This window comes from Pseudomonas sp. NPDC087803 (assembly GCF_044742995.1).
Lineage (GTDB): Bacteria > Pseudomonadota > Gammaproteobacteria > Pseudomonadales > Pseudomonadaceae > Aquipseudomonas.
In genome coordinates this window covers 72,747-98,626 of sequence record NZ_JBIUVO010000014.1, presented here as the reverse complement: position 1 = coordinate 98,626, position 25,880 = coordinate 72,747, and the positions used below count along the sequence as shown (strand labels likewise).

Annotated in this window: 19 protein-coding genes; 11 read left to right on the top strand and 8 right to left on the bottom strand. The window is 61.3% G+C overall.

Annotated elements, in window-relative coordinates:
- The 4 genes from clpX to ACIOUG_RS11260 form a co-directional block, all read left to right on the top strand.
- A partial coding sequence (gene clpX / locus ACIOUG_RS11275; RefSeq protein ID WP_401065340.1) for an ATP-dependent Clp protease ATP-binding subunit ClpX occupies positions 1–1,156 on the top strand: 1,156 nt, incomplete at its 5' end.
- 163 nt (positions 1,157–1,319) lie between these two features.
- On the top strand, positions 1,320–3,716 hold the full coding sequence (gene lon / locus ACIOUG_RS11270; protein ID WP_127652111.1) for an endopeptidase La: 2,397 nt from the start codon (positions 1,320–1,322) through the stop codon (positions 3,714–3,716).
- A 148-nt stretch (positions 3,717–3,864) separates the two neighbouring features.
- Entirely contained in the window at positions 3,865–4,137 is a 273-nt protein-coding gene (locus ACIOUG_RS11265) for an HU family DNA-binding protein (RefSeq protein WP_002552737.1), read from the top strand.
- 236 nt (positions 4,138–4,373) lie between these two features.
- A complete protein-coding gene (locus ACIOUG_RS11260) occupies positions 4,374–6,245 on the top strand; it encodes a SurA N-terminal domain-containing protein (protein ID WP_401065336.1) in 1,872 nt (623 codons plus the stop codon).
- Positions 6,246–6,826: 581 nt separating this feature from the next.
- Here the strand turns inward: ACIOUG_RS11260 and ACIOUG_RS11255 are convergent.
- Complete coding sequence (locus ACIOUG_RS11255; protein WP_401065333.1) at positions 6,827–8,032, bottom strand: MFS transporter; 1,206 nt, start codon at positions 8,030–8,032, stop codon at positions 6,827–6,829.
- Between the two features lie 120 nt (positions 8,033–8,152).
- Here ACIOUG_RS11255 and ACIOUG_RS11250 point away from each other — a divergent pair, with 120 nt between their 5' ends.
- Together ACIOUG_RS11250 and ACIOUG_RS11245 are read left to right on the top strand one after the other, a co-directional pair.
- Positions 8,153–9,052: a LysR family transcriptional regulator gene (locus tag ACIOUG_RS11250; protein WP_401065330.1), complete on the top strand. Its 900-nt coding sequence runs from the start codon at positions 8,153–8,155 to the stop codon at positions 9,050–9,052.
- 92 nt (positions 9,053–9,144) lie between these two features.
- Positions 9,145–10,032, top strand: coding sequence for a DUF2242 domain-containing protein (locus ACIOUG_RS11245; RefSeq protein ID WP_401065328.1), 888 nt, complete (start codon positions 9,145–9,147; stop codon positions 10,030–10,032).
- A gap of 386 nt (positions 10,033–10,418) precedes the next feature.
- Here the strand turns inward: ACIOUG_RS11245 and ACIOUG_RS11240 are convergent, their stop codons facing one another.
- Together ACIOUG_RS11240 and ACIOUG_RS11235 are read right to left on the bottom strand one after the other, a co-directional pair.
- Positions 10,419–11,459: an AraC family transcriptional regulator gene (locus ACIOUG_RS11240; RefSeq protein ID WP_401065325.1), complete on the bottom strand. Its 1,041-nt coding sequence runs from the start codon at positions 11,457–11,459 to the stop codon at positions 10,419–10,421.
- 3 nt (positions 11,460–11,462) lie between these two features.
- Positions 11,463–12,593, bottom strand: a complete 1,131-nt coding sequence (locus ACIOUG_RS11235; RefSeq protein WP_401065323.1) for a carbon-nitrogen hydrolase family protein — start codon at positions 12,591–12,593, stop codon at positions 11,463–11,465.
- A 206-nt stretch (positions 12,594–12,799) separates the two neighbouring features.
- Here ACIOUG_RS11235 and ACIOUG_RS11230 point away from each other — a divergent pair, with 206 nt between their 5' ends.
- Together ACIOUG_RS11230 and ACIOUG_RS11225 are read left to right on the top strand one after the other, a co-directional pair.
- Positions 12,800–14,839, top strand: a complete 2,040-nt coding sequence (locus ACIOUG_RS11230) for an FAD-dependent oxidoreductase (RefSeq protein ID WP_401065320.1) — start codon at positions 12,800–12,802, stop codon at positions 14,837–14,839.
- 141 nt (positions 14,840–14,980) lie between these two features.
- Positions 14,981–15,904, top strand: coding sequence for a 1-aminocyclopropane-1-carboxylate deaminase/D-cysteine desulfhydrase (locus ACIOUG_RS11225; protein WP_401065317.1), 924 nt, complete (start codon positions 14,981–14,983; stop codon positions 15,902–15,904).
- 161 nt (positions 15,905–16,065) lie between these two features.
- On the opposite strand, the gene ACIOUG_RS11220 is transcribed toward ACIOUG_RS11225, so the two are convergent.
- The 3 genes from ACIOUG_RS11220 to ACIOUG_RS11210 all read right to left on the bottom strand — a co-directional run bounded on the left by ACIOUG_RS11220 (position 16,066) and on the right by ACIOUG_RS11210 (position 18,889).
- Positions 16,066–16,614 (bottom strand): cytochrome b, encoded by a 549-nt coding sequence (locus ACIOUG_RS11220; RefSeq protein ID WP_401065315.1) that lies wholly within the window; start codon positions 16,612–16,614, stop codon positions 16,066–16,068.
- A 192-nt stretch (positions 16,615–16,806) separates the two neighbouring features.
- A complete protein-coding gene (phnX, locus tag ACIOUG_RS11215; RefSeq protein ID WP_047597488.1) occupies positions 16,807–17,634 on the bottom strand; it encodes a phosphonoacetaldehyde hydrolase in 828 nt (275 codons plus the stop codon).
- A 145-nt stretch (positions 17,635–17,779) separates the two neighbouring features.
- Entirely contained in the window at positions 17,780–18,889 is a 1,110-nt protein-coding gene (locus ACIOUG_RS11210) for a 2-aminoethylphosphonate--pyruvate transaminase (protein WP_401065312.1), read from the bottom strand.
- A 113-nt stretch (positions 18,890–19,002) separates the two neighbouring features.
- Here ACIOUG_RS11210 and ACIOUG_RS11205 point away from each other — a divergent pair, with 113 nt between their 5' ends.
- Entirely contained in the window at positions 19,003–19,863 is an 861-nt protein-coding gene (locus ACIOUG_RS11205) for a LysR substrate-binding domain-containing protein (protein ID WP_401065310.1), read from the top strand.
- A gap of 138 nt (positions 19,864–20,001) precedes the next feature.
- Here the strand turns inward: ACIOUG_RS11205 and ACIOUG_RS11200 are convergent, their stop codons facing one another.
- A complete protein-coding gene (locus ACIOUG_RS11200) occupies positions 20,002–20,874 on the bottom strand; it encodes a LysR family transcriptional regulator (protein WP_401065308.1) in 873 nt (290 codons plus the stop codon).
- Between the two features lie 270 nt (positions 20,875–21,144).
- Between ACIOUG_RS11200 and ACIOUG_RS11195 the strand changes: the two genes are divergently transcribed.
- The gene (locus ACIOUG_RS11195; protein ID WP_401065305.1) at positions 21,145–22,470 is read left to right on the top strand and encodes an MFS transporter; all 1,326 of its coding nucleotides are present in this window, start codon (positions 21,145–21,147) and stop codon (positions 22,468–22,470) included.
- A gap of 71 nt (positions 22,471–22,541) precedes the next feature.
- Positions 22,542–23,933 carry an FAD-dependent oxidoreductase gene (locus tag ACIOUG_RS11190; RefSeq protein WP_401065302.1) on the top strand — a complete coding sequence of 464 codons (1,392 nt, stop codon included), beginning with the start codon at positions 22,542–22,544 and terminating at the stop codon, positions 23,931–23,933.
- A gap of 539 nt (positions 23,934–24,472) precedes the next feature.
- Here ACIOUG_RS11190 and ACIOUG_RS11185 read toward each other — a convergent pair.
- Positions 24,473–25,858 carry a type VI secretion system Vgr family protein gene (locus ACIOUG_RS11185; RefSeq protein ID WP_401065300.1) on the bottom strand — a complete coding sequence of 462 codons (1,386 nt, stop codon included), beginning with the start codon at positions 25,856–25,858 and terminating at the stop codon, positions 24,473–24,475.
- Positions 25,859–25,880: the final 22 nt, after the last annotated feature.

Below are 25,880 nucleotides of genomic sequence, written 5' to 3'. Positions count from 1 at the left end.
CAAGGAAATCCTCTTCATCCGCGAGGAGGTGCAGGAAGCACAGGCCGAAAGCAGCGCGCATAAATTGCCTTCGCCTAAAGAAATCAGCGGCATCCTTGATCAATATGTAATCGGTCAGGAGCGTGCAAAAAAGGTTCTGGCCGTAGCGGTGTACAACCACTACAAGCGTCTGAACCAGCGTGACAAGAAGGCTGACGACGTCGAACTCGGCAAGAGCAACATCCTGCTGATCGGCCCGACAGGCTCCGGTAAAACCCTGCTGGCCGAAACACTGGCCCGCTTGCTGAATGTTCCGTTCACCATCGCCGACGCAACCACCCTCACTGAGGCCGGTTACGTGGGTGAAGATGTCGAGAACATCATTCAGAAACTGCTGCAAAAGTGCGATTACGACGTGGAGAAGGCCCAGATGGGCATTGTCTACATCGACGAAATCGACAAGATTTCCCGCAAGTCCGACAACCCGTCGATCACCCGCGATGTTTCCGGTGAAGGCGTGCAGCAGGCCTTGCTGAAGTTGATCGAAGGCACGGTCGCTTCCGTTCCGCCGCAAGGTGGCCGCAAGCATCCGCAGCAGGAATTCCTGCAGGTCGACACCCGTAACATCCTGTTCATCTGCGGTGGTGCGTTCTCCGGTCTGGAAAAGGTTATTCAAAACCGTTCCACGAAGGGCGGCATCGGTTTCAACGCAGAAGTGCGCAGCAAGGAAGAAGGCAAGAAAGTCGGTGAATCCCTGCGTGAAGTCGAGCCTGACGATCTGGTCAAGTTCGGTCTGATCCCGGAATTCGTCGGTCGTCTGCCGGTCCTGGCGACGCTGGACGAACTCGACGAGGCTGCGCTGATGCAGATCCTCACCGAGCCGAAAAATGCTCTGACCAAACAGTATGCCAAGCTGTTCGAGATGGAAGGCGTGGATCTGGAGTTCCGGACCGACGCACTGAAATCGGTCGCCAAGCGTGCCCTGGAACGTAAAACCGGTGCTCGTGGCCTGCGTTCGATTCTCGAAGGTGTGCTGCTCGACACGATGTACGAGATCCCCTCGCAGTCCGAGGTGAGCAAAGTCGTCATTGACGAGAGCGTGATCGAAGGCAAGTCCAAGCCACTGTATATCTATGAAAACAGTGAGCCGACGGCCAAGGCAGCGCCGGACGCGTAAGCGTCCACACTGCCGGAACAAAGAAGGGGCCTTCGGGCCTCTTTTTTTTTATGTCGTTTTTTACATCCGCTTTGCGCTTGTTTTTTTTCAAGGCAGCCCCCATCTTGGTTTCAAGCTTAATTCCATCTGATTACGGCCATATGGCCGCCGTAGAGGCGAAATCATGAAGACAACCATCGAATTGCCTCTCCTGCCATTGCGCGATGTCGTGGTTTATCCGCACATGGTTATCCCGCTGTTCGTGGGGCGCGAGAAGTCCATCGAAGCCCTCGAGGCCGCGATGACGGGTGACAAGCAGATCCTGCTGCTGGCCCAGAGAAACCCGGCTGATGATGATCCCGGTGAAGACGCTCTCTATCGCGTAGGTACGATTGCGACTGTGTTGCAGCTGCTGAAGCTGCCGGATGGCACCGTCAAGGTTTTGGTCGAAGGTGAGCAGCGCGGCGCTGTGGAGCGCTTCAGCGAAGTCGACGGGCATTGCCGCGCCGAGGTCTCGCTGATCGAAGAAGTCGACGCCGCCGAGCGCGAATCCGAAGTGTTCGTGCGCAGCCTGCTGTCGCAGTTCGAACAATATGTACAGCTGGGCAAGAAAGTCCCGGCTGAAGTCCTGTCGTCACTCAACAGCATCGATGAGCCGGGTCGCCTGGTCGACACCATGGCTGCGCACATGGCGCTGAAAATCGAGCAGAAGCAGGAAATCCTCGAAATCATTGATCTGTCGGCCCGGGTCGAGCACGTGCTCGCTCTGCTGGATGCCGAGATCGATCTGCTGCAAGTTGAAAAACGCATTCGCGGCCGCGTCAAAAAACAAATGGAGCGCAGCCAGCGCGAGTACTACCTGAATGAGCAGATGAAGGCCATTCAGAAAGAGCTGGGCGACGGTGACGAAGGTCACAACGAAATCGAAGAGCTGAAAAAGCGCATCGACGCTGCCGGCCTGCCAAAAGATGCCCTGGCCAAGGCCACCGCGGAGCTGAACAAGCTCAAGCAAATGTCGCCGATGTCCGCTGAAGCCACCGTGGTGCGCTCCTACATCGACTGGCTGGTGCAAGTGCCGTGGAAGGCGCAGAGCAAGGTGCGCCTCGACCTGGCGCGTGCTGAAGACATACTCGACGCCGATCACTACGGCCTCGAAGAGGTCAAGGAGCGCATCCTTGAATACCTCGCCGTGCAGAAGCGCGTGAAGAAGATCCGTGGTCCGGTGTTGTGCCTGGTCGGTCCTCCTGGCGTGGGTAAAACCTCGCTGGCGGAGTCGATTGCCCACGCCACCAACCGTAAATTCGTACGCATGGCCCTCGGTGGCGTGCGTGACGAGGCGGAAATTCGTGGTCACCGCCGCACTTACATCGGTTCGATGCCAGGAAGATTGATTCAAAAGATGACAAAGGTGGGCGTGCGCAACCCGCTGTTCCTGCTCGATGAAATCGACAAGATGGGCAGCGACATGCGTGGCGATCCGGCGTCGGCGTTGCTGGAAGTGCTCGATCCGGAGCAGAACCACAACTTCAACGATCACTATCTGGAAGTCGACTACGACCTGTCGGATGTGATGTTCCTGTGCACCTCGAACTCGATGAACATCCCGCCGGCGCTGCTGGACCGGATGGAAGTCATTCGCCTGCCGGGCTACACCGAAGACGAAAAGATCAATATTGCCGTCAAGTACTTGTCGCCAAAGCAGATCGCCGCCAACGGCCTGAAGAAAGGCGAGCTGGAATTCGACGAAGAAGCGATCCGCGACATCATCCGTTACTACACCCGTGAAGCCGGTGTGCGTGGCCTCGAACGGCAGATCGCCAAGGTCTGCCGCAAGGCCGTCAAAGAGCACGCGCTGGAAAAACGCTTCTCGGTAAAAGTGACAGCTGACTTGCTGGAGCACTTCCTCGGCGTGCGCAAATTCCGCTACGGTCTGGCAGAGCAACAGGATCAGATCGGTCAGGTCACTGGCCTGGCGTGGACGCAAGTGGGCGGCGAATTGCTGACCATCGAAGCGGCCGTGGTGCCGGGTAAAGGTCAGTTGATCAAGACCGGTTCGCTGGGCGATGTAATGGTCGAATCGATCACTGCCGCGCTGACTGTTGTGCGCAGCCGTGCCAAGAGCCTGGGCATTCCTCTGGACTTCCACGAGAAGCGCGACACCCACATCCACATGCCGGAAGGGGCGACCCCGAAAGACGGTCCTAGCGCCGGTGTGGGCATGTGCACGGCACTGGTGTCGGCATTGACCGGGATCCCGGTGCGCGCCGATGTCGCCATGACCGGCGAAATCACTCTGCGTGGTCAAGTGCTGGCAATTGGTGGTCTGAAGGAAAAACTGCTCGCGGCTCACCGCGGCGGAATCAAGATTGTGATTATTCCGGAAGAGAACGTGCGCGATTTGAAGGAGATTCCTGACAATATCAAGCAGGATCTGCAGATTAAACCGGTTAAATGGATTGACGAGGTCCTGCAAATTGCGCTGCAATACGCGCCGGAGCCCTTGCCGGATGTGGCTCCGGAGATAGTTTCCAAGGACGAAAAACGTGAGTCTGATTCAAAGGAAAGAATTAGCACGCATTAATACGTTTTTGCCTGGGGGGCTTCCTTGACAGCTTTTTAGAGCCCTTGTTATAAAGCGGCTCTTAAGTGTCTGTAGGCCATTCAGCACTCGTTTTTGCTTTCACCAAAAAACTTAGAATCATCTCAAAATAGATATAAGGGGACTTAGAGTGAACAAGTCGGAACTGATTGATGCTATCGCTGCATCCGCTGATATCCCGAAAGCTGCTGCTGGCCGTGCGCTGGACGCTGTAATCGAATCCGTCACTGGCGCTCTCAAGGCTGGCGACTCCGTTGTTCTGGTAGGTTTCGGCACGTTCTCCGTGACTGATCGTCCAGCTCGTATCGGTCGTAACCCACAGACTGGCAAGACGCTGGAAATCGCTGCTGCTAAAAAGCCAGGTTTCAAAGCCGGTAAAGCACTGAAAGAAGCTGTCAACTAAGCAAGTTTGTTTCAGGTTTTTACCCATCCGGGTCGGGGTCATGCCTGACTTGGCAGCGGAGCGGTAGAGCAGGTAGCTGAATGAGTTGCCTGTAACGCCGGGATCGAGGGTTCGAGCCCTGTCCGCTCCGCCAGTTACGAGAAGGCGCATCCTCGGATGCGCCTTTCTTCTATCCGGATTCTACCCACGCTCCACGGTTGCCAAATTTTTGAAGTTCAACCGTTTCTGGGGGACGCATGCTGCAGAATATCAGGGACAATTCACAAGGCTGGATTGCCAAGACCATTATCGGAGTCATCGTTGCACTGATGGCTCTGACCGGTTTCGATGCCATTTTCAAGGCCACGACGCACACCAACGATGCGGCCAAGGTCAATGGTGAAGAAATCAGCCAGAACGAGCTGAGCCAGGCCGTTGACATGCAACGCCGTCAACTGATGCAACAGCTGGGCAAGGACTTCGATGCTTCTTTGCTTGACGAAAAAATGCTCCGCGAATCGGCCCTCAAGGGTCTGATCGATCGCAAGCTGCTGCTGCAAGGCGCAGAACAATCGAAATTCGCTTTCTCCGAAGGTGCACTGGATCAGGTGATCCTGCAGACCCCTGAATTCCAGGTGGACGGCAAGTTCAGCTCCGAGCGCTTCGACCAGGTGATCCGTCAACTGGGCTACTCCCGCATGCAATTCCGCCAGATGCTGGCTCAGGAAATGCTGATCGGTCAGTTGCGCGCCGGTGTTGCCGGCAGCGGCTTCGTCACCGACGCCGAAGTGCTGGCATTCGCCCGTCTGGAAAAACAGACCCGCGACTTCGCTTCGCTGAACGTCAAGGCCGACCCGGCCGCGGTCAAGCTGACCGACGATGAGGTCAAGGCTTACTACGACGAGCACGCCAAGGAGTTCATGACCCCTGAGCAAGTGGTTGTCGATTATGTCGAGCTGAAGAAGTCCTCGTTCTTCGACCAGGTGGCGGTCAAGGACGAAGACCTGCAGGCGGCGTATCAGAAAGAGATCGCCAACCTGTCGGAACAGCGTCGTGCGGCGCATATCCTGATCGAAGTGAACGACAAGACCACCGACGCTCAGGCCAAGGCGAAGATCGAAGAAGTCCAGGCGCGTCTGGCCAAGGGCGAGAAATTCGAAGCGCTGGCCAAGGAGTTCTCGCAGGATCCGGGTTCGGCCAACAATGGCGGTGACCTCGGTTTCGCAGGTCCTGGCGTCTATGACCCAGCCTTCGAGAAAGCCCTGTACTCGCTGAACAAGGATCAGGTGTCCGAGCCGGTTCGCACCGACTTCGGTTACCACCTGATCAAGTTGCTGGGTGTTGAAGCGCCTGAAGTACCGACCCTGGCCAGCCTGAAAGACAAGCTGACCCGCGAGCTGAAGACTCAACAGGTCGAGCAGCGCTTCGTCGAGGCGACCAAGCAACTGGAAGACTCGGCATTCGAAGCGTCTGACCTGGCTCAGCCAGCGGCCGACCTGAAACTGACCGTGCACACCTCCAAGCCGTTTGGCCGTGAAGGTGGTGAGGGCATCGCGGCCAACCGCGCTGTCGTGACGGCTGCGTTCAGCCAGGAAGTGTTGGAAGAAAATGCCAACAGCACCGGCATCGAGCTGGATCCGGAAACTGTGGTCGTGCTGCGTGCCAAGGAGCATTTGAAGCCTGAGCAATTGCCACTGGAAGCGGTCAACACGTCGATCCGTGCGCAGTTGACCAAAGAGCATGCCAGCGCTGCGGCCAAGACCAAGGCTGAGCAGTTGATCGCCAGTCTGCGTGATGGCAAGACTCCACTGGACAAGGCGGTGGATGGCCAGAACTGGAAGGTTGTCTCTGCAGCGACCCGCACTCAGGAAGGGGTTGACCCAACTGTGCTGCAGGCGCTGTTCCGCATGCCGAAGCCGGCGTCCAAGGACAAACCGACGTTCACCAGCGTGACCTTGCAGGATGGCAGTCTGATGATTGTGCGTCTGAATGGTGTCAACGAGGCGACCGCGCCGACCGATGAAGAGAAGGCTCAGTACCGTCGCTTCCTTGCCTCGCGTGAAGGTCAGCAGGATTTTGCGGCGTTCCGTAAGCAGTTGGAAAGTCAGGCTGACATCAAGCGGTATTGATGGTTGACTGAGTGGTAACAGGGAAGCCCCGATCTTATGGTCGGGGCTTTTTTTATGGTTGGGATTTGGGTGTATATCCGTTGCTTCGGGTGCTGGCGCTGGCGGTTTCGCTCTTACAGCGAGTCACTTTTGCAGACGCCCAAAAGTAACCAAAACGCTGGGCCCCGGCGTACGGCCCTCGCCTAGGCTCGGGTTCCTTCGCTCCGGGATTCATCCGGGGGCATCGCCTCCGGTTTGCTTCGCTGCACCTCCTCTCGATGTGTTCGACTTCGTCGAACGGTCGCTGCGCTCCCACCCCCGGATAAATCCCTCCGCTCAGCCTGCCGAAGGGGCCGACACGGCAAGATCAAGAGCTTTCGGCGAGCTGACACTCGGCCTGTGTAGGAGCTGCCGAAGGCTGCGATCTTTTGATCTTTTGATCTTTTGATCTTGATCTTGATCTTGATCTTGTGGGAGCTGGCTTGCCAGCGATGGCGGCCTGTCAGCCGCCCCATCTCTGACTGCCCACCTCAATCCCTGTGGGAGCGAGCCTGCTCGCGAACGCGGTCGATCAGTCAACCAATCCGCGACAGACAAACCCATCACCTCACCCCCGCAAACCCATGACCCCGCGCCCTGAGCGCCGCACACAACGTCAAAACCAACAACCCAACAACCATCCACGGAAACGCCCCAACCCCCGGATTCCCCAGCAACAATCCACCCGCCAGCCCACCCCCGGCAATCCCGACATTCCACAGCGTTACCAGCATCGACTGCGCCGTATCGGCAGCATCCCCAGCGGTTTTTGCCGAGGCAGTCTGCAGCAGCGAAGGCATCGCACCAAACGCCAGGCCCCACACGGCAACGGCGATGTAGACCACTGTCGGCGATTCACGCCACAGGCCAAGAGCGATGGCCGAGAGCATGAACAGCAGCGTGCTGATCAGCACCAGTTCGCGCAGCCAGCGATCGATCAGGCTGCCGACGATCCACAGGCTCAGCACCGACGCCAGACCAAATACCAGCAGTACGCGGTCGATATCGCCGGCAAGCCCCGACGGTTGCAGAAATGGCGCGATGTAGGTGTACAGCAGGTTGTGAGCAACCACGTAGGAAAGGGTCACGAACAGTACCGGTCGCACGCCGGGCAGGGTGAAAACCTGACGCAGAGGTAGCTGTTTTCCCGCGCGTTCGCCTGGGAAGTCCGGCACTTGCCAGCGGACCCAGATCACCAGCAGTAGCGTCAGTGCGGTCATGATCGCGAAGCTCAGGCGCCAGCCGACCAGCGTGCCGAGCAGGGTGCCCGCGGGAATGCCCAGCGACAGCGCGAGCGGCGCGCCGAGCATGGCGACGGTGATCGCCCGGCCTTGCAGGTGCGGCGCGACCATGCGGCTGGCATAGCCTGCGAGCAACGCCCAAAGCAGCCCGGCGAAAACCCCGGCGAGCAGGCGTGCGATCAAGGTCAGCCAGTACAGCTCCGACAGCGCGGTGATGCTGTTGGCGATGGCGAAGCCGCCGATGGCTGACAGCAGCAACGGCCGTCGGCGCCAGTTGCGGGTGGCGATGGTCAGGGGAATGGCCGCGAGCATCGAGCCGATGGCGTACAGCGTGACCAGTTGCCCGATCAGTGCTTGCGAGACATTCAGCCCCGCACTCATCTGCGGCAGCAGGCCGGCGGGCATGGCCTCGGTCAGCACTGTGATGAAACCGGCGGTGGCCAGGGCCAGCAGGGCGCCGAAGGGTAAGCGCTCGGGTAATTCGAGGGCAGTGCCGAGGCCGGGTGAGGTGAGTGGTGCATTGTTCATGTGTCAGCGTCCATGTGCCGAAGGAGATGAAGGCCATAGGCTAGGGCGCTGCGCAGCGGAGAAAAATGGGTTACGGTTCCGAACATATCGGACACGGATGTCGTGAATGGGAGGGGTGGAGTGGACAGTCTGGGCAGTATTTCGGTGTTTGTGCAGGTCGCCGAGACCCGCAGTTTTACTGAGGCGGGGCGGCTGCAGGGCGTGTCGTCTTCGGCGGTCGGCAAAAGTATCGCGCGGCTGGAGGCGCGGCTGGGCGTGCGACTGTTTCATCGCACCACCCGCAGCATCACCCTGACCAGCGAGGGCGCGCTGTTCCTCGAGCGCTGTCGCAAGATTCTCGCCGAGGTGGAAGCCGCCGAGTTCGAGCTGTGCGATTCCGCGTCGCAGCCCCACGGCAAACTGCGCATCAGCCTGCCGCAGGTGCATGGCCTGGTGATGCCGGTGATGAACCAGTTCATGGCGCTGTACCCGCAGATCGAGCTGGATCTGGACCTGACCGATCGCATGGTCGATGTGGTCGAGGAGGGCTTCGACGCGGTGATTCGTACCGGCAAGCCACGGGACTCACGGCTGATGGCCCGGCCCTTGGGCGAGTTTCACATGGTGCTGGTGGCGAGTCCGCCATATCTGCAGCAACGTGGCGTGCCGCAGATCCCGGCCGATCTGGCGAACCACGCCTGTTTGCGACATACCTTTCACGCCACCGGCAAACTGGAACCGTGGCCGTTGATTCGCGAGGAGGGTGGGGCGGAGCCGGTCTTGCCGGCCCGACTGGTCAGTACGTCGATCGAAGCCGTCCACCATGCCGCCCTCGCCGGGATGGGCATCGCCTGTCTGCCGGACTTCATGACGCACGAGGCGGTGGCGCAGGGGCGCTTGCAGCGGGTGCTCGATGCGCATCTGCAACACGTCGGTCAGTTCTGGGTGCTGTGGCCGTCGAACCGCCATGCCACCGCCAAATTGCGGGTATTTGTCGATCATTTGGCGACGCGGCTTTTTCCCGGCGCCCATCCTCGGTAAAGTTGTAAGCGTTTTAAGACACTAATCCGTACTCCGCAGGGCCGCGATCTGTTGCACAATACGCCCCGGACCGTTTTCCCTCAGGATGTTTAATGTTGATTTCAACTCCCATGCGTGTCGTTGGGTTGGCGCTGTTGTTGACCGCTGTCGCCGGCTGTTCGAAAGACAAACCGATCTATGAGCATGAGAATTTCGACGATTCGGGTACGTACTCTCGCAACTACCCGGTGGCCGATGTCGCCAGTTGCGAGGCAGCCCGTCGTGCGCTGCTCAGCCAGGGTTACATCATCACCAGCAGTGACCCGAAACTGGTCAGCGGCCACAAGAGCTTCCAGCAGACCGGGGAAACCCACCTGGAAATCAGCTTCAACGTGGTGTGTGCCGAAGACGGCAGTGCCAAGCACCATGCCACGGTGTTCGCCAACGCCCTGCAGGATCGCTACGCGCTGAAGAAGACCAACAACTCCGCCAGCCTCGGGGTTGGTGTGTTGGGTTCGGTGTCGATGCCGATCGGCTCCTCCGATGACTCGATGGTCAAGGTCGCCAGCGAGACCGTGACCTCGCAGAAGTTCTACGAGCGTTTCTTCACCCTGGTCGAGCTGTTCCTGCCGGCCGATGCGAAGAAAGCTGCGCACATCGAAGAAAAGCCCAAGACCGATCTCGGTGTGCCGGAGCCCAAGCCTGCCGCGGTAGCGCCGGCAACCCCGGCACCGACGGTAGAGACAACGCCTGCGCCGCCGCCAGCCGGAATTGTCGAGCCCGCCCAGACCACGACGCCGGCAGCCCCGGCAACGACCCCAGCGCCGGCCCCGGTTGCACCGACACCAACGGGTTCCGAACCCGTGGTGCCGCCGGCGGAGTCGGCGCCGATCACTCCGGCCCCGAGCGCAGAGCCTGCACCGGCTACCGAAACGATCACGCCGCCGGCCAACCCGACCAATATCCCGCCGCCGTCCGAGCCGATTCCGGCAATGCAGTAACTCACGCACCTATCCCCTGTGGGAGCGGGCTTGCTCGCGAAAGCGGTTGTTCAGTCACATCGATGCTGAATGGACTGACGCCTTCGCGAGCAAGCCCGCTCCCACAGTTGTTTCTGCGGTATGTGAAGTCCCGTTACATTCCCCTGACAAAAATCCCGCGATAAATTCCTGACCACCTGCTACGTTTTATTCATGAAGGACGGGTTTCACTTTTCCTTCACACGGGCACGATATGCTCGAGGCACTGGTCATTTGACCGGGCTATTTTTCAAGCGGGCAGCAGGGGGATGAGACGATGGACGACTATCAAGAAGAACTGCTCGAATTCCAGGCCTATGAACTGGATCAGCCAGAGCCGGCCGAAGACGCCACCGAGCTGTAAGGCGTCAGGCGGTTTTGCGATGACTGCGGCGAAATTCGCCGGGGGTCTGACCGCTCCAGCGTTTGAAGGCGCGTTGAAACGCTTCGGCTGAAGCGAAGCCCAGCAGATAGGCGATTTCGCCGAACGCCAGTTCGGTGTCGCGGATGTAGGTCATCGCCAGATCACGGCGGGTGTCATTGAGGATCGCGCGAAACTGCGTGCCTTCTTCGGTCAGTTTGCGCCGTAGTGTCCAGGTCGGCAGCTTCAGGCGTGCCGCCACTTCTTCCAGGTCGGGTTCCCGGCCACCATTGAGCAACGGCCCCAGCAGCTGAGTGATGCGTTCGCGCAGGCTGCGGGTGCGGGTCAATTGCTCCAGTTCCCGTTCACACAATTGCAGCAGATGCCGCCAGGTACTCGGGCAGTGCTCGGGGTTACGCTGTGCCAGGCTGTCCAGGTTCAGGCGCAATTGATTGCGTTCGGCGCCGAACTGCAGCGGGCAGTCGCCCAGCACGCTGTAGGCGTCGCGATAGTCCGGCTCGGCAAATTCGATTTCGATGCGTTCGGCGCGCAGTGGCTCGTGACTGACGCTGGACAACTGATGCAACCAGCCGGCGATGATCGAATCGACCACAAAACGGTTATAGGCGTTGTACGGGCTGATCGAATAGAAGCGCAGCCAGGCGCCATGAGCGTCTTCGTGAAAACTCGATTGCCCGCGATAGTTGGAGCCGTACAGCGGCTCGAAGCGGATCAGACAACGGGCAGCCTCGCGCACGGTCGGCGCCTGCGCGGCAGTGACCCCGGCGAGCCCGGCCTGACTCAGGCGGCTGAGCTGGCCCATGCGCAGGCCCAGCGCCGGGTCGCCGGTCAACTGAATCGCGCTGTGCCCCAGACGCATGTAGCGCGGAATCGACAACCGCGCGCCGGCCTCGGCCAGTCGTGCGGCATCCAGGCCATATTGTTCGAGCAGTGGTTGCGGATCGGCGCCATGGCTGCGCACGGCATCGGCGAGGCTGTGGACGAAGCCGACCGACAGATCCCCCAGGCGCATCGGCAGCGGCTTCATGGCTTACAACCAGATGTTCAGCAGACGCGCGCCACGGGCTTCGCCATCGGCGAATTGCTGGCCGTTGCTGCTGAGGAAGCTTTGTCCCGAACCGGGTTTGTCCCAGAACTGCCCGCGCAGGAACACGCTGATGCCGGCGATGGCGCGGCTGCTCGGCGGCTGCGCGGTCAGGGTCAGGCGATGCCAGGCCTGGCCTTCACTGATTTCGCCAGGCTTGAGGCTGACCGAGCCTGGCGTACTCGAACCCTTGTAACCGGCCCACGGCTGATTCCACGCACCGTGACCAACGACGAAGGCCGGCACCGCCACCAGTTGCGCGCCTTGCTCGTCGAGTTGGCGATAGTTGTCCGGGTACCAGCTGTCACTGCCGATCAGCACCCCCAGGCGCCCGGCCGGGGTATCGACCACGTTGATCGCGTGGGCATCGTCGCCCTCAATTACATCGCGCTGTTCGAAGATCGGGTGCATCTGCCGCTGGGGCTGGCCCAGCGGCACGCCATCCCGGCCGAACACCACACTGCTGTTGAACAGTGCGCCGCTGCCGGGTTTGAGCTGGCCGTCGCGGATAGTCGGTTCGGGCAGGACGATGGAGCCGGCCACCAGCGTCACGTGGAACTCCTTGGCCAACCCACCGAACAGCGCCTGGTAATCCTTGGCCATGGCCCTGGACTTCATGCGCAGGTGCGCGTCGTCGAGGCGATTTTCACCCTTGGCAGTGAGCCAGGCGCGGGCGAACAGCAACGGATTGCTCGCTGCCAGCCAGTTCATCGCTTCGACGAGCGTCGGGGCCTGGTACAGCTCGTCTTTCTCGCCGCTGATCATCAACCACGTGCCGACGTGCTCGGGTAGCACCACCACGGTTTTCTCGTTCAACAGCCCCTGATCCTGCGCCTGCTGCAGATAAGCAGCGAGTTTGCGGTGCAGGCGCTCGGGGCTCTGGTAGTCGGTCGGAAACAGTTCCGGCTGAATCCCCAGCAGGTTGCCGCGATCGGCAGGGGTGCCCTGATCGACCGCCAGTTTGATGCGCAGGTCCGACAGGTAGTGCCCCGCCGGCCGGTCCGCCGCCCACATGGCGTAGGTGGTCAGGGCGGCAACGATGGCCATGGAGAAAAACAGATACAGAAGTTTGCGCATGAAAACCAACAACAACCGGGTGCAGGGTGTGGCGACTAGGGTAGGGCGCATGCCTGCGCTTGCCAAGGGGCGCTGCGCATTTGGATCAATAAGTTGTCAGTTTCGGTCATTGAGTGACAGCTGTGCGACTCTTAGTCTGTCGAACATGACTGACGGGGGACGCAGAGCTCCCGCAATTTCCGTGATCGCTCGTTGTGGAGTTACCGATGACCGCCGCTCATTACCCGCACCTGTTGGCCCCGCTGGACCTGGGATTCACCACGTTGCGCAACCGCACCCTGATGGGCTCGATGCACACCGGTCTGGAAGAAAAACCGGGCGGCTTCGAACGCATGGCGGCGTACTTCGCCGAGCGCGCCCGTGGCGGTGTCGGCCTGATGGTCACCGGCGGTATCGGCCCGAACGACGAGGGCGGCGTGTACTCCGGCGCAGCCAAGCTGACCACCGAGGACGAAGCGCTCAAGCACCGCATCGTCACCCGCGCGGTGCACGAGGCGGGCGGCAAGATCTGCATGCAGATCCTCCACGCCGGGCGGTATGCCTACAGCCCGAAACAGGTTGCGCCGAGTGCGATTCAGGCACCGATCAACCCGTTCAAGCCCAAAGAGCTGGACGAGGAAGGCATCGAGAAACAGATCAGCGATTTCGTCACCTGTTCGGTGCTGGCGCAGAGCGCCGAGTATGACGGCGTGGAAATCATGGGCTCGGAAGGTTATTTCATTAACCAGTTCCTCGCCGCGCACACCAACCACCGTACCGACCGCTGGGGCGGCAGCTACGAAAACCGCATGCGCCTGCCGGTGGAAATTGTCCGCCGCGTACGCGAAGCAGTCGGCCCGAACTTCATCATCATTTTCCGTCTGTCGATGCTCGATCTGGTGGAGGGCGGCAGCACTTGGGAAGAGATCGTGACCCTGGCCAAAGCCATCGAGCAGGCCGGCGCGACCATCATCAACACCGGCATCGGCTGGCACGAAGCGCGGATTCCGACCATCGCCACCAAGGTGCCGCGTGCGGCGTTCAGCAAGGTCACCGCCAAACTGCGTGGTTCGGTGAGCATTCCGCTGATCACCACCAACCGCATCAACACCCCGGAAATCGCCGAGCAGATCCTCGCTGAAGGCGATGCCGACATGGTCTCGATGGCGCGGCCGTTTCTCGCCGATCCGGACTTCGTCAACAAGGCCGCAGAAGGCCGCGCCGACGAAATCAACACTTGCATCGGTTGCAACCAGGCGTGCCTCGATCACACCTTCGGTGGCAAGCTCACCAGTTGCCTGGTCAACCCGCGCGCCTGCCATGAAACCGAACTCAACTACCTGCCGGTGCAGCAGATCAAGAAGATCGCCGTGGTCGGTGCCGGCCCTGCCGGTCTTTCCGCCGCGACCGTGGCCGCCGAGCGCGGGCATCAGGTGACGTTGTTCGATTCGGCCAGCGAAATCGGCGGCCAGTTCAACATCGCCAAGCGTGTGCCGGGCAAGGAAGAGTTCTTCGAAACCCTGCGCTACTTCCAGCGCAAGCTACAGACCACCCATGTCGAGGTGTGCCTGAACACTCGCGTTGACGTGGCGAAACTGGTCGAGGGCGGTTACGACGAAATCATCCTCGCCACCGGCATCGCGCCACGTGTGCCGGCGATTCCGGGTGTCGAAAATGCCAAGGTGCTGAGCTACCTGGACGTGATCCTCGAGCGCAAACCGGTGGGCAAACGCGTGGCGGTAATCGGCGCGGGCGGTATCGGTTTCGACGTCTCGGAATTCCTTGTGCACCAAGGCGTGGCCACCAGTCTGGATCGCACCGCGTTCTGGAAGGAGTGGGGCATCGACACCCATCTGGAAGCCCGTGGTGGCGTGGCCGGGATCAAGGCGGCGCCGCATGCACCGGCCCGCGAAGTGTTCCTGTTGCAGCGCAAGAAAACCAAGGTCGGCGATGGCCTGGGCAAGACCACCGGCTGGATTCACCGCACGGGCCTGAAGAACAAGCAGGTGCAGATGCTCAACAGCGTCGAATACCTGAAGATCGACGACGAAGGCTTGCACATCCGTATCGGCGAAACCGGCGAGCCGCAAGTGCTGGCGGTGGACAACATCGTGATCTGCGCCGGCCAGGATCCGCTGCGTGAACTGCAGGACGGTCTGGTGGCGGCGGGGCAGAACGTGCACCTGATCGGCGGTGCCGATGTGGCGGCGGAGCTGGATGCCAAGCGCGCGATCAATCAGGGCTCGCGTCTGGCGGCTGAGCTCTAACCCCTGTGTAGGAGCTGCCGCAGGCTGCGATCTTTTGATTCTGCTTTTAAAAACCAAGATCAAAAGATCGCAGCCTGCGGCAGCTCCTACAGGTTGTCTGGGTGCTGTTAGTATTTGTTTTTTTCTGATGCTGCGGCGCCCATGCTTCTTCCTCCAGTCAACTGGCTACCCCAAGCCCCCCTCGAACGCCTTCACCTCGACTGGCTCACCCCCGCCGGCATCGAAGTGGCGATCCTGCGTCTGGATCAGATCGACCCGCTGATCAGCGGCAACAAATGGTTCAAACTGGTCGAACACCTCAAGGCCGCCGACCGCGTCGGTGCACAGGGCATCATCAGCCTCGGTGGCGCGCATTCCAATCATCTGCATGCGCTGGCAGCGGCGGGTAAACGTCTGGGGTTCAAAACGGTCGGCCTGTTGCGTGGGCATCCGCAGCAGACGCCCACGGTTGCGGATCTGCAAGCGTTCGGCATGCAACTGCACTGGCTGGGTTTTGGCGGTTATCGGGCGCGGCATGAGGCGGGGTTCTGGGAGCCGTGGCTGGCGCAGTATCCGGACTTTCATGCGGTAGCGGAGGGCGGTGGTGGCTTGCCCGGGGCGCTCGGTTGTGCGGCGTTGAAAGCACAGGTCAACGCGCAACTGGCCGGATTGGGCTGGAGCGATTATCACGGCTGGTGGCTGGCCTGCGGCACCGGGACGACCCTGGCCGGGCTGGTGCTTGCCGAGGCCGGAGAGCGTCCGGTGTACGGTGCGCTGGCGGTGCCGGAGGATCATGGGGTGGCGCCGCAGGTTGAGGCGATTATTCGCGAGGCGGGGCTGGCGGCGGACTACAGGTTGATCGACGCGAGTCGCGGTGGTTTTGCCAAGGTTGATCCGGTTTTACTTGAGTTCATCGACAGCACTGAGCGCAGTAGCGGCGTACCTCTGGAACCGCTGTATACCGGCAAGGCATTATTGGCGCTCAAGGAGCAGATCAAGGCCGGCAGATTCGAGCCAGGCACCCGGCTGATCTTTGTTCACACCGGCGGCCTGCAGGGGCGTCGCGGATTCCTCTCCTACAGTTGAACTTCTGTGGCGAGGGAGCTTGCTCCCGCTCGGCGGCGCAGCCGTCGTCAATTCAGCGAATACAGTTTGCCTGACAGTCCACATTTTCAGGATTCAGGTCTGCTGCGCAGCCCAGCGGGAGCAAGCTCCCTCGCCACAGGGGAATATCACCGAGGCTATGTTCAACCGCGCTTGGGCATCATCCGCAACAAGGTGTTATCGCCCACCACATAATGGTGATAAAGCCCCGCCAGCGCATGCAGGCCGATCAGCCAGTAGCCGATATTGCCGATCAACACGTGCCAGTGCTCCACCTGCTTGGCGAACGCCTTGTCTTCATGCACCAGCAGCGGCAGATCGAAGCCGTAGAACATCACCTGATGCCCCTCGGCGCTGGTGATCAGCCAGCCAAGGATCGGCATGCTGATCATGAACAGGTACAACAGCCAGTGCATCACCCGCGCCAGCAGCGTTTGCCACTGCGGGGACGCCGGGAAGATTTTCGGTGCAGGGCCGATGCTGCGGGCCACCAGACGAAACCACACCAGCACGAACACGGTCAGGCCGAGCATATAGTGCACTTCGCGGATCAGCGTGCGACCGCCACTGCCTTTGGGAAAAAAACCGCGCAACTCCATGCTGGCATACACCAGGATCAACAGGACCAGCATCAGCCAGTGCAGCAGCACGGACACGGTGCTGTAGCGGGATTCGGAACTTGTCCACGGCATACGGTATTTCCTCACGGATCAGGGTCGCTGCGTGCCGTTCTTGAGCGACGGCATGCTTTAACTGTAATCCGCTTTGGCGGATTTGCCCGGTGTCGATCGGAGTTTCAGTGCGCTGACTCAAAGCTTCAGCCATAAAAAAACGCCAGTGTCGCAAAGACCCTGGCGTTTTTTGGTGTGTTGACGAAAGGTGTATCAGCTCGATTGCGGCATCTCACCGTTGGCCAGACGCTTGTTGATGTCGGCGATCACTTCCGGCAGGTCGCTGATGGTGTCGATCATGTAGTGCGGGCGCGAATCGGCGAACAGCGCGTGGATGCGTTTGCGTTCGCTGGCCAGTTCGTCACTGCCCAGTGCACGGTAGCCGGCGTAGTCCAGGCCCAGCGCATTGCCCGAGCAGATCAGCGCCACGGTCCACATGCCGGCGCGACGGCCTTCGAGGATGCCCGGCACGGTGTCGTCGATCTTCACGCAGGCGCCGACGTCGTCGATGCCCAGGGCGATCACGTTGGCCAGGGCCTGAGCCGGCCATGGGCGACCGTTCGGCACTTCGTCGGTGGCGACCACGTGGTCGGCGACGTAGCCGTTGCTGGCGGCCAGCGCCACGACCTTGTCCATCACCTGTTTCGGGTAGCCGGAGCAGGAACCGATCTTGATCCCTTGCTGGCGCAGGTTGGCGATGGTTTCCAGCGCGCCGGGAATCAGCGCCGAGTGTTCGGCGATCTTCTCGATCTGCAGCGGCATGAAGCGGTTGTAGATCGCGGTCACGTCGTCATCGGTCGGGGTGCGGCCGAACGCTTTGCGATAACGCTCGGCGACCTGCGGCTGATCGCACAGGGTGCGGATGTGATCCCACTTGCCCATGCCCATCGGGCCACGGGCTTCTTCGATGGACACCTGAACGTCGAACTCGGCGAAGGCTTCGACGAAGATCTGCGTTGGCGCGAACGAGCCGAAATCGACCACGGTGCCGGCCCAGTCGAGGATGGCGGCTTGCAATTTGGACGGGTTTACGTAGTTCATGGCAATCAATTCCTGAGTTGGCAATACGGTTCAAAACTGTGGGAGCGGGCTTGCTCGCGAAGGCGTTGTGTCAGTCGACATTAATGTTGAATGTTCAACCGCTTTCGCGAGCAAGCCCGCTCCCACAGGGGGATTAGGGTGTTGTTCAGATCTCTAGGACTTCCATCTCGCGCAGCACTTCACCCACTGCCGCGACGGCCTGGCGCATTTGGTCCGGACTGACGTGGCCGATGCAGCCGACGCGAAAGGTTTCGACCTGGGTCAGCTTGCCGGGGTAGAGGATGTAACCCTTGGCCTTGACTCGTTCGTAGAACTCCTTGAACTGGTAGCGCGGGTCTTGCGGGGCATGGAAGGTGGCGATGATCGGCGCCTGGATCGCCGCCGGCAGGAAGCTGCGCAGCCCGAGCCTGGCCATCTCTTCCATCAGCGCCTGACAGTTGGCGGCGTAGCGCGCATGCCGCGCCGGCAGGCCACCTTCTTCGTTGTATTGCAGCAGCGCTTCGTGCAGCGCCGCGACCACATGGGTCGGCGGAGTGAAGCGCCACTGACCGGTCTTCTGCATATAGGTGTGCTGGTCGTACAGATCCATCGCCAGTGAGTGCGAGTTGCCGGCGGCTGCGGCCAGCGAATCCTTGCGAGCGAAGACAAAACCCATCCCCGGCACGCCTTCCAGGCACTTGCCTGAAGCGGCAATCAGCGCGTCGAACGGGACTTTCTGCGCATCCACCGGCAATGCGCCGAACGAACTCATGGCGTCGATGATCAGGCGCTTGCCGTGTTGCGCAACGACGTCAGCGATCTCCGGCAACGGGTTGAGGATGCCGGTGCTGGTTTCGCAGTGAATCAGCGCAACGTGGGTGATGTCGCCGTCGGCGCGCAGCAGACGATCGACGTCAGCGGCGGTGGTCGGTTCGTCTTCGGCGGTCTCGAAAGTGCTGAACGAGCGGCCGAGCACTTCGCAGATCTTCGCCAGACGTTTGCCGTAGGCGCCGTTGATCAGCACCAGCACCTTGCCGTCACGCGGCACCAGCGTGCCGATGGCCGCTTCGACGGCGAAGGTGCCGCTGCCCTGCAATGGCACGCAGTGGTGAGTGGCGGCGCCGTTGAGGATCGCCAGCAGTTGCTCGCAGAGGCTGGCGGTCAGTTGATTGAAGCGGTCATCCCATGACCCCCAGTCGACCATCATTGCCTGGCGGGTACGCGCCGAGGTGGTCAACGGGCCGGGAGTGAGCAGGATGGGGGCGGCAGTACTCATTCGTGTGTCCTCGCGAAAGCGCTGTGGGATGAAGCTACGGGGCATACGTTGCAATTCGCCGTTGCATCAATCAAATTGTTTGTTGTTATGCCAGCCATCAGTGAGGGTTATTCATGAATCTGTTCCAGCTGCGCGCCTTCGACGCCGTGGCCCGGGAAGGCAGCTTCACTCGCGCCGCAGCACGCCTGTTCATCAGCCAGCCGGCGGTCACCGGACACATCAAGGCGCTGGAGGAGCATTACCAGATCACCCTGCTGCGGCGCACCGCACGACGGGTGGAGCTGACCGAGGAGGGCACCAAACTGGCGGCGATCACCCGCGCCATGTTCGGTTTGGCCGAAGAAGCACAGACCCTGCTCGAAGCCAACCGCCAGTTGCTCACCGGGCGCTTGGAAGTGGCGGCCGACGGCCCGCACATGGTCATGCCGATGCTTGCCAGCCTGCGCACGCGCTATCCGGGGATCACGGTGAATTTGCGCTTGGGTAATGCGCAGGAAACCTTGGCGGCGCTGTTGTCCGAGCACGCGGACGTGGCGGTGCTGACCGAGGTCGAACCACGCAAGGGCCTGCATTTGCAAGCGCTGAGCGAATCGCGGATCTGCGCGCTGGTGCCCGCCGGGCATTCGTGGGCGCAGCGTGCCGGCGAAGTAAAGCTCAAGGAGCTGGATCAGGTGATCATGGTGCTGCGTGAGCCGAGTTCGATCACCCGGCGCACCTTCGATCAGGCCTGCGCGCAGGCGGCGGTGCATCCACGGGTGTTGCTGGAGCTGGACAGTCGCGAGGCGGTGACCGAAGCGGTTGCGGCGGAACTCGGGGTGGGCGTGGTGTCTTCTGTGGAAGTCAGCCATGACCCACGGGTGGTGGCGATTCCGATTGTCGGCGACGGGTTGATCAATCGGCACATGATCGGATGCATGGAGCGGCGGCGGGAGCTGCGTTTGATTCAGGCGTTTTTCGCTTTGGCGCCGGCCTGATACACCGTGGTGCCCCCCAGGTACGGCGCCATACACATATCCCCTGTAGGAGCTGCCGAAGGCTGCGATCTTTTGATCTTGTTTTTTAAAAGCAAAATCAAAAGATCGCAGCCTTCGGCAGCTCCTACAGGAGGTGGGTCAGGTCAGACTCTCGCGCACCATATCGAGAAACGTCGCCACCACCCGCCGCGAACTTTGCTCGCGCAAACACACCAACGTCTCGGTCAACCGCCGCGTGCAATCGGTAATCGGCAACGCACACACCCGCGAATCCGCGCCAAACTCCGCCGCCGACACCACCCCCACACCAATTCCCACCACCACCGCCTCGCGCGCGGCTTCCCGGCCCTCGACCTGAATCGCCGGACGAATGCGAAACCCGGCCCGGGCCATTTCCTCTTCAAGCGTCTGACGCGTCACCGAACCGTGTTCGCGCAGCACCAGCGGCGTGTCATCCAGATCGGCCAGGCAGATCGACTCGCGCTCGGCCCACGGGTGATGGCGCGAAACGAACGCCACCATCGGGTCGTTACGCAGCGGCACGCACAGCAGACGTTCATCGCTGACATCACGCCCGAGCAGTGCCAGATCGGCCTGGTAGTTAAACAGGCGAAACAGCGATTCATCGGTGTTGCCGGTCTCGATTTTCACGCTGATCCCCGGATAGCGCTCGCAAAACCGCGCGATCTGCGGCAGCACATGCACCGGCGCATCCACCGCCAGAATCAGGCTGCCGGTCTGCAAGGCCCGGGAATCCTGCAGCAACTCCTGTGCCTCAGCCTCAATCACAAACAGCCGTTGGGTAATTGCCAGCAGGCGTTCACCAAGATCGGTCAGGCGCACCGAGCGCTTGTTGCGGTGAAACAGCAAGACGCTGAAGCGTTCTTCGAGTTTGCGCACCTGGTCGGAAATGGCCGGTTGCGTGAGAAAAAGCCGTTCGGCAGCTTTGGTGAAGCTTCCATGGACGGCCACGGCGTGGAAGGCTTTGAGCTGGGCGTGAGACACCGACATGCAGCCTCCGGTAACAAGCTGAGCTTATGTGTGAAATACGATAAATCGATTTTATTTATTAAACAGTAATTGCTTTGATCCGCTCACGCCAGCGCTGACTGTCCACTCGGGCAGCTACGTTGGCGATGAGCCTGTGCGTGCAACAACAGGACTCATCTGACCGCTATCGCCATCAGGGATGGGGCGCTGGCGCAGTGCTCAACAATAAAAAACACAGGCGTTTACTTAACGATTCTGCCGGCACACTCACACCCTGAGGTCAGAACCACAATGAACAAGCACATCGGCACCATTGCGCGTTGGCGCATGCAGATTTTCGCTGTCACCTGGCTCGCGTACGCCGCTTTCTACTTCACCCGCAAAGCCTTTTCGGTGGCCAAACTGGGCATCGCCGAAGACCCGACGTTCATGCTCGACAAGATGGCCATGGCCAACCTCGATGCGATCTATCTGGCGGCCTACGCCATCGGCCAATTCACCTGGGGCATGCTCGCCGACCGCTTTGGTCCGAGGGTGGTAGTGCTCGGCGGGCTGCTGATTTCCGCAGGTGCGGCACTGGTGATGGGCAGCTTCGCCACGCTGCCGATCTTCGCCACCTGCATGCTGATTCAGGGCCTGGCGCAGTCCACTGGCTGGTCGGGATTGTGCAAGAACCTCGGCAGTTTCTTCCCCGCCGAACAGCGCGGGCGCGTGCTCGGTTTGTGGAGTTCCTGCTATGCGTTCGGTGGTCTGGTGGCCTCGCCGTTCGCCGGCTGGTGGGCGTATACGCTGATGGGCACCTGGCACGCCGCGTTCATTTCCAGTGCGGCGGTGGTTGCCGCGGTGGCGGTGCTGTTCTTCATCTTCCAGCGCAACAAACCGGAAGACGTCGGCCTGCCGGCGGTAGAGCCGGAGCCGGAACTCAGTGCAGCTGAAACTGCAGCCAACAGCAAACTGAGCGTCTGGGAGCCGTTGAAGGAAATCCTGCGCAACCGCACGGTGCTGGTGCTGGGCCTGGCGTATTTCATGTTGAAACCGGCGCGCTACGCGATTCTGCTGTGGGGCCCGGTGATCGTCTTCGAACAGATGCCGAGTGTCGGCAAGGTCGGCGCGGCGATCATTCCCACCTCGTTCGAACTTGCCGGTCTGCTCGGGCCGATCATGATCGGCATGGCCTCCGACAAACTGTTCGGCGCCCGGCGCATGCCGGCCTGCGTCCTCAGTCTGCTGGCGTTGACCGTGACGTTGGCCCTGTTCATGGGCGCGTTGCACACCGGCAGCGTGATGCTGGTGGTGGCGCTGCTGTTTGTCATGGGTCTGACCCTGTACGGACCGGACTCGATGATCAGCGGCGCGGCGGCCATCGACTTCGGCAAGGCCAAGGCCGGTGCCACCGCGGCCGGTTTCGTCAACGGCTGCGGCTCGGTCGGCGCGGTGCTCGGCGGGCTGCTGCCGGGTTACTTCGACTCGGTGACGGTGTTCATCGTCTTCGCCGGCTGCGCATTGTTCTCGGCACTGGTGCTGATTCCGCACTGGAACAGCCGCCCGGTCGGGGTGATGGAACCGCGCGCGTCCATTCCCAATTGCCCGCTGACGATCAAACCCCTGCGTAACTGAAAACCCTTGCCTCGCGGCCTGCTGCGGCGCTCGCGGCAGGCTGTGTCGTGGCCATCTGACTGGAGAATCCCATGCGCCCTTTTTGGCTCGAGCAGGCCTTGCAGGCCGACCTATCCCCGACGTGCCCGCCGCTGCAAGGCGAAGTGCGCACCGACGTGTGCATCGTCGGCGGCGGCTACACCGGGTTGTGGACGGCGATCATGCTCAAGCAACAGAACCCGGAACTCGACGTGCTGCTGATCGAGGCCGACATCTGCGGCGCCGGTGCCAGCGGGCGCAACGGTGGTTGTGCGTTGTCGTGGTCAGCCAAATATTTCACCCTTGAGCGGCTGTTCGGTGTCGAGGAGGCGGTGCGTCTGGTCAAGGAATCCGAGCGCAGCATCCACGCCATCGGCGCGTTCTGCGAGCATTACGGCGTCGATGCCGATTACCGCCTCGACGGCACGCTGTACACCGCCACCAACCAGGCGCAGGTCGGCTCGACCGATGCAGTGATCGCGGCGCTGGAGCGGCAGGGCATCAACTCATTCACCCAGCGGCCGGTGGCAGACGTGCAGCGCATGGCCGGTTCCAGCAAGCACCTGGAGGGATGGTTCTCGCCGGCAGCCGCCAGTGTGCAACCGGGCAAACTGGTGCGCGGCCTGCGCCGAGTGGCGTTGCAACTGGGCGTGAAGATCCACGAGAACACGGCGATGACCGGCCTGGAGGAGGGCCGCCCGGCGCGTATTCACACTGCTGGCGGCTGCGTGATAGCCGACCGCGTGGTGCTGGCGATGAACGCGTGGATGGCCCGCGCGTTCCCGCAGTTCGAGCGTAGCGTGGCGATTGTTTCCAGCGACATGCTCATCACTGAGCCACGCCCGGATCTGTTGCAGGAAATCGGTTTGACCAGCGGCGTTACGGTGCTCGATTCGCGGATTTTCGTGCACTACTACCACAACACGCCGGACGGGCGGATCATGCTCGGCAAGGGTGGCAACACCTTCGCGTTTGGCGGGCGGATGTTGCCGGTATTCGATCAGCCATCGCCTTATGCGGATTTGCTCAAGCGTAGCCTGGGGGATTTTTTTCCGGCGTTTGCCGAGGTCAAGGTCGATGCGACCTGGAATGGGCCGTCGGATCGCTCGGTGACCGGGTTGCCGTTTTTTGGCCAGATGAGTGCCAGTGGCAATGTGTTTTATGGTTTTGGTTATTCCGGCAGTGGTGTCGGGCCGTGTCACATGGGCGGGCAGATTCTCGCCTCGTTGGTGCAGGGGCTTGATAACCCTTGGACCCGTTCGCCATTGGTGAATGGGCCGCTGGGGTATTTTCCGCCGGAGCCGATTCGTTATCTGGGGTCGTTGATGGTGCGTAATGCGATTCGCCGCAAGGAGCGGGCTGAGGATCACGGGCGGCGGCCGCGGCATCTGGATGTGCGGTTGGCGAAGTTTGCGGCGGCGGCGGGGAAGGCTGACAAGGGGTGAATGGGGGTTAGCGAGCGCTGCGTTCTTTTGGGTTACCGAGTACATATCCGTTTCTGCGGTAACGGCTTCTTATGGTTTCGCTCTTACAGCGACTCACTTTTCCAGACGCCGAAAAGTAAGCAAAAGGCTTGGCCCCGGCGTACGGCCCTCGCTTAGGCTCGGGTTCCTTCGTTGCGGGGTTCATCCGGGGGCATCGCCTCCGGTTTGCTTCGCTGCACCTCCTCTCGATGTGTTTGGCTGCGCCAAACGTCGCTGCGCTCCCACCCCCGGATAAACCCCTCCACTCAGCCTGCCGAAGGGGCCGGCACGGCAAGATCAAGGGCTTTCGGCGAGCTGACACTCGGCCATGAGTGGTGAAAAGCATGCGCTTGGCTTTAGCTCTTCTGTGGGAGCTGGCTTGCCAGCGATGGCGGCCTACGGGCCGACCAATCTCTAACTGCCCGCACCCAATCCAACTGTAGGAGTGAGCCTGCTCGCGATAGCAACCTCCCAGCCAACCAGTTTCCGGCTGCTGTACTCAATTCCAATGTCTGCGGCGCTTACGGATCGGCGCCATGGAGCAGCCAATCGAGCAACAGGCTGCTGTCGCGCGGTGGCGGCGTTTGGGGCGGTGGCGCGGGCCGCGGGTTGGCGAGGCAGAGGATGGGGCGATCCGGGTCGCTGTCGAGGAAGCTCACCCACACCTCACTGCCGGCGCGCGGTAGTTGGTGGGCGGCGAGGCGGCCTGCGCCGGTCAGGGCAATTGGCAGCCAGAGCTCCGCCGCATCGGCTCCCGGCGTCGGCCAGAGGTTGACGCCAATGCGCCCTCGTTCGTCCAGCTGCGCCGGCTGCCCGGGCGAACCCAGTACCCGCGCCAGGTGATAGCCCCCGATGTTCGGACGTGGCTGGGCCAGGGGCGGGCGAAAGTCGCTCGACCAGGGCAGGGCGATGAAGTCGTTGTGGTAGTGATGCACCTCGGGCGTGGGGGCGAGGATCGAGGGATGCTGGCCTTGATGGCGCAGCTCGGTGATCAGCCATTGCTCGTTGAAGGCATTGCTCGGGTGCCCGCTGATCTGCAACAGGTGTCCACTGCGCAACGCGCTGCAATCAGCGGATCCTCGGATCGAGCGCGACTGGCAACGCTGGCGCTGCAGGTGGCGACGGCTGCGCTGTTCGGCGTGGCGCTGTTCGCTCGACAGGTTCAGCGGTGCCAGGGCCGGCACGGGGTGATTGGCCGCGTCAGCGACCATCACCTCATGGCCGCGGTTGCGAATGCTGTGCGCGGCCATCACCGGTGTTGCGTCATGGCGCTGAAACAGGCTGCTGATGCGCGGTGACGGGGTCTCGTCGGAGACGGCAAACGCTACCGGCAGTGGCTCCTGCGGCAGGCTCAGGTGGTCATCGGCAAACACCACGACATGTCCGTGCGGGTGATGTTCGAAGTGATAGTGGATGCCTTCTTCCTCGCACAGGCGCTGCAACAGGGCGAGGTCGCTTTCCTCGTACTGAATGCAAAATTCCCGAGGAGGGTACTGGCCGACGCTCGTCTCGATCCGGTAACTGTCCGTCGGCAAGCCATGTTCGGCGAGCAGTTGCGCGAGGATCGCCGGCACGCTCGCCTGCACAAAGACTCGGCGCCGGGGCACCTGCGCCAGACGCTGCAGGTGCGGGACGAGGGTCAGCCGATAGCCGATGCGGTGGCTGGCGCGATGTTCGCAACTGACGCTGTGGATCAGGCCGTGAATCCCGTGATCGGCGCCCAGGCGCAGGAACGCCGGGCGCCGCAACAGGCTGTCTGGCGGCAAGGCCGGGGCCAGGCCGATCACTTCAACCTCGAAACGAAACGGCTGATTGAATGCTTCCTTGCCGCTGAAACGCAGCACCGGCAGGCACAACGGGCCATCGGTCAGGGTCAGGGTGAACGGGCTTTCCTTGTCATTGAGCATTCGTACGGGCTCTGTGGGGCAA

Coding starts and splice junctions, on each gene's coding strand:
- lon (WP_127652111.1), top strand. CDS start 1,320: ATGAAGACAACCATCGAATTGCCTCTCCTGCCATTGCGCGATGTCGTG.
- ACIOUG_RS11260 (WP_401065336.1), top strand. CDS start 4,374: ATGCTGCAGAATATCAGGGACAATTCACAAGGCTGGATTGCCAAGACC.
- ACIOUG_RS11255 (WP_401065333.1), bottom strand. CDS start 8,032: ATGAACAATGCACCACTCACCTCACCCGGCCTCGGCACTGCCCTCGAA.
- ACIOUG_RS11245 (WP_401065328.1), top strand. CDS start 9,145: ATGTTGATTTCAACTCCCATGCGTGTCGTTGGGTTGGCGCTGTTGTTG.
- ACIOUG_RS11240 (WP_401065325.1), bottom strand. CDS start 11,459: ATGAAGCCGCTGCCGATGCGCCTGGGGGATCTGTCGGTCGGCTTCGTC.
- ACIOUG_RS11235 (WP_401065323.1), bottom strand. CDS start 12,593: ATGCGCAAACTTCTGTATCTGTTTTTCTCCATGGCCATCGTTGCCGCC.
- ACIOUG_RS11230 (WP_401065320.1), top strand. CDS start 12,800: ATGACCGCCGCTCATTACCCGCACCTGTTGGCCCCGCTGGACCTGGGA.
- ACIOUG_RS11225 (WP_401065317.1), top strand. CDS start 14,981: ATGCTTCTTCCTCCAGTCAACTGGCTACCCCAAGCCCCCCTCGAACGC.
- ACIOUG_RS11220 (WP_401065315.1), bottom strand. CDS start 16,614: ATGCCGTGGACAAGTTCCGAATCCCGCTACAGCACCGTGTCCGTGCTG.
- phnX (WP_047597488.1), bottom strand. CDS start 17,634: ATGAACTACGTAAACCCGTCCAAATTGCAAGCCGCCATCCTCGACTGG.
- ACIOUG_RS11210 (WP_401065312.1), bottom strand. CDS start 18,889: ATGAGTACTGCCGCCCCCATCCTGCTCACTCCCGGCCCGTTGACCACC.
- ACIOUG_RS11205 (WP_401065310.1), top strand. CDS start 19,003: ATGAATCTGTTCCAGCTGCGCGCCTTCGACGCCGTGGCCCGGGAAGGC.
- ACIOUG_RS11200 (WP_401065308.1), bottom strand. CDS start 20,874: ATGTCGGTGTCTCACGCCCAGCTCAAAGCCTTCCACGCCGTGGCCGTC.
- ACIOUG_RS11195 (WP_401065305.1), top strand. CDS start 21,145: ATGAACAAGCACATCGGCACCATTGCGCGTTGGCGCATGCAGATTTTC.
- ACIOUG_RS11190 (WP_401065302.1), top strand. CDS start 22,542: ATGCGCCCTTTTTGGCTCGAGCAGGCCTTGCAGGCCGACCTATCCCCG.
- ACIOUG_RS11185 (WP_401065300.1), bottom strand. CDS start 25,858: ATGCTCAATGACAAGGAAAGCCCGTTCACCCTGACCCTGACCGATGGC.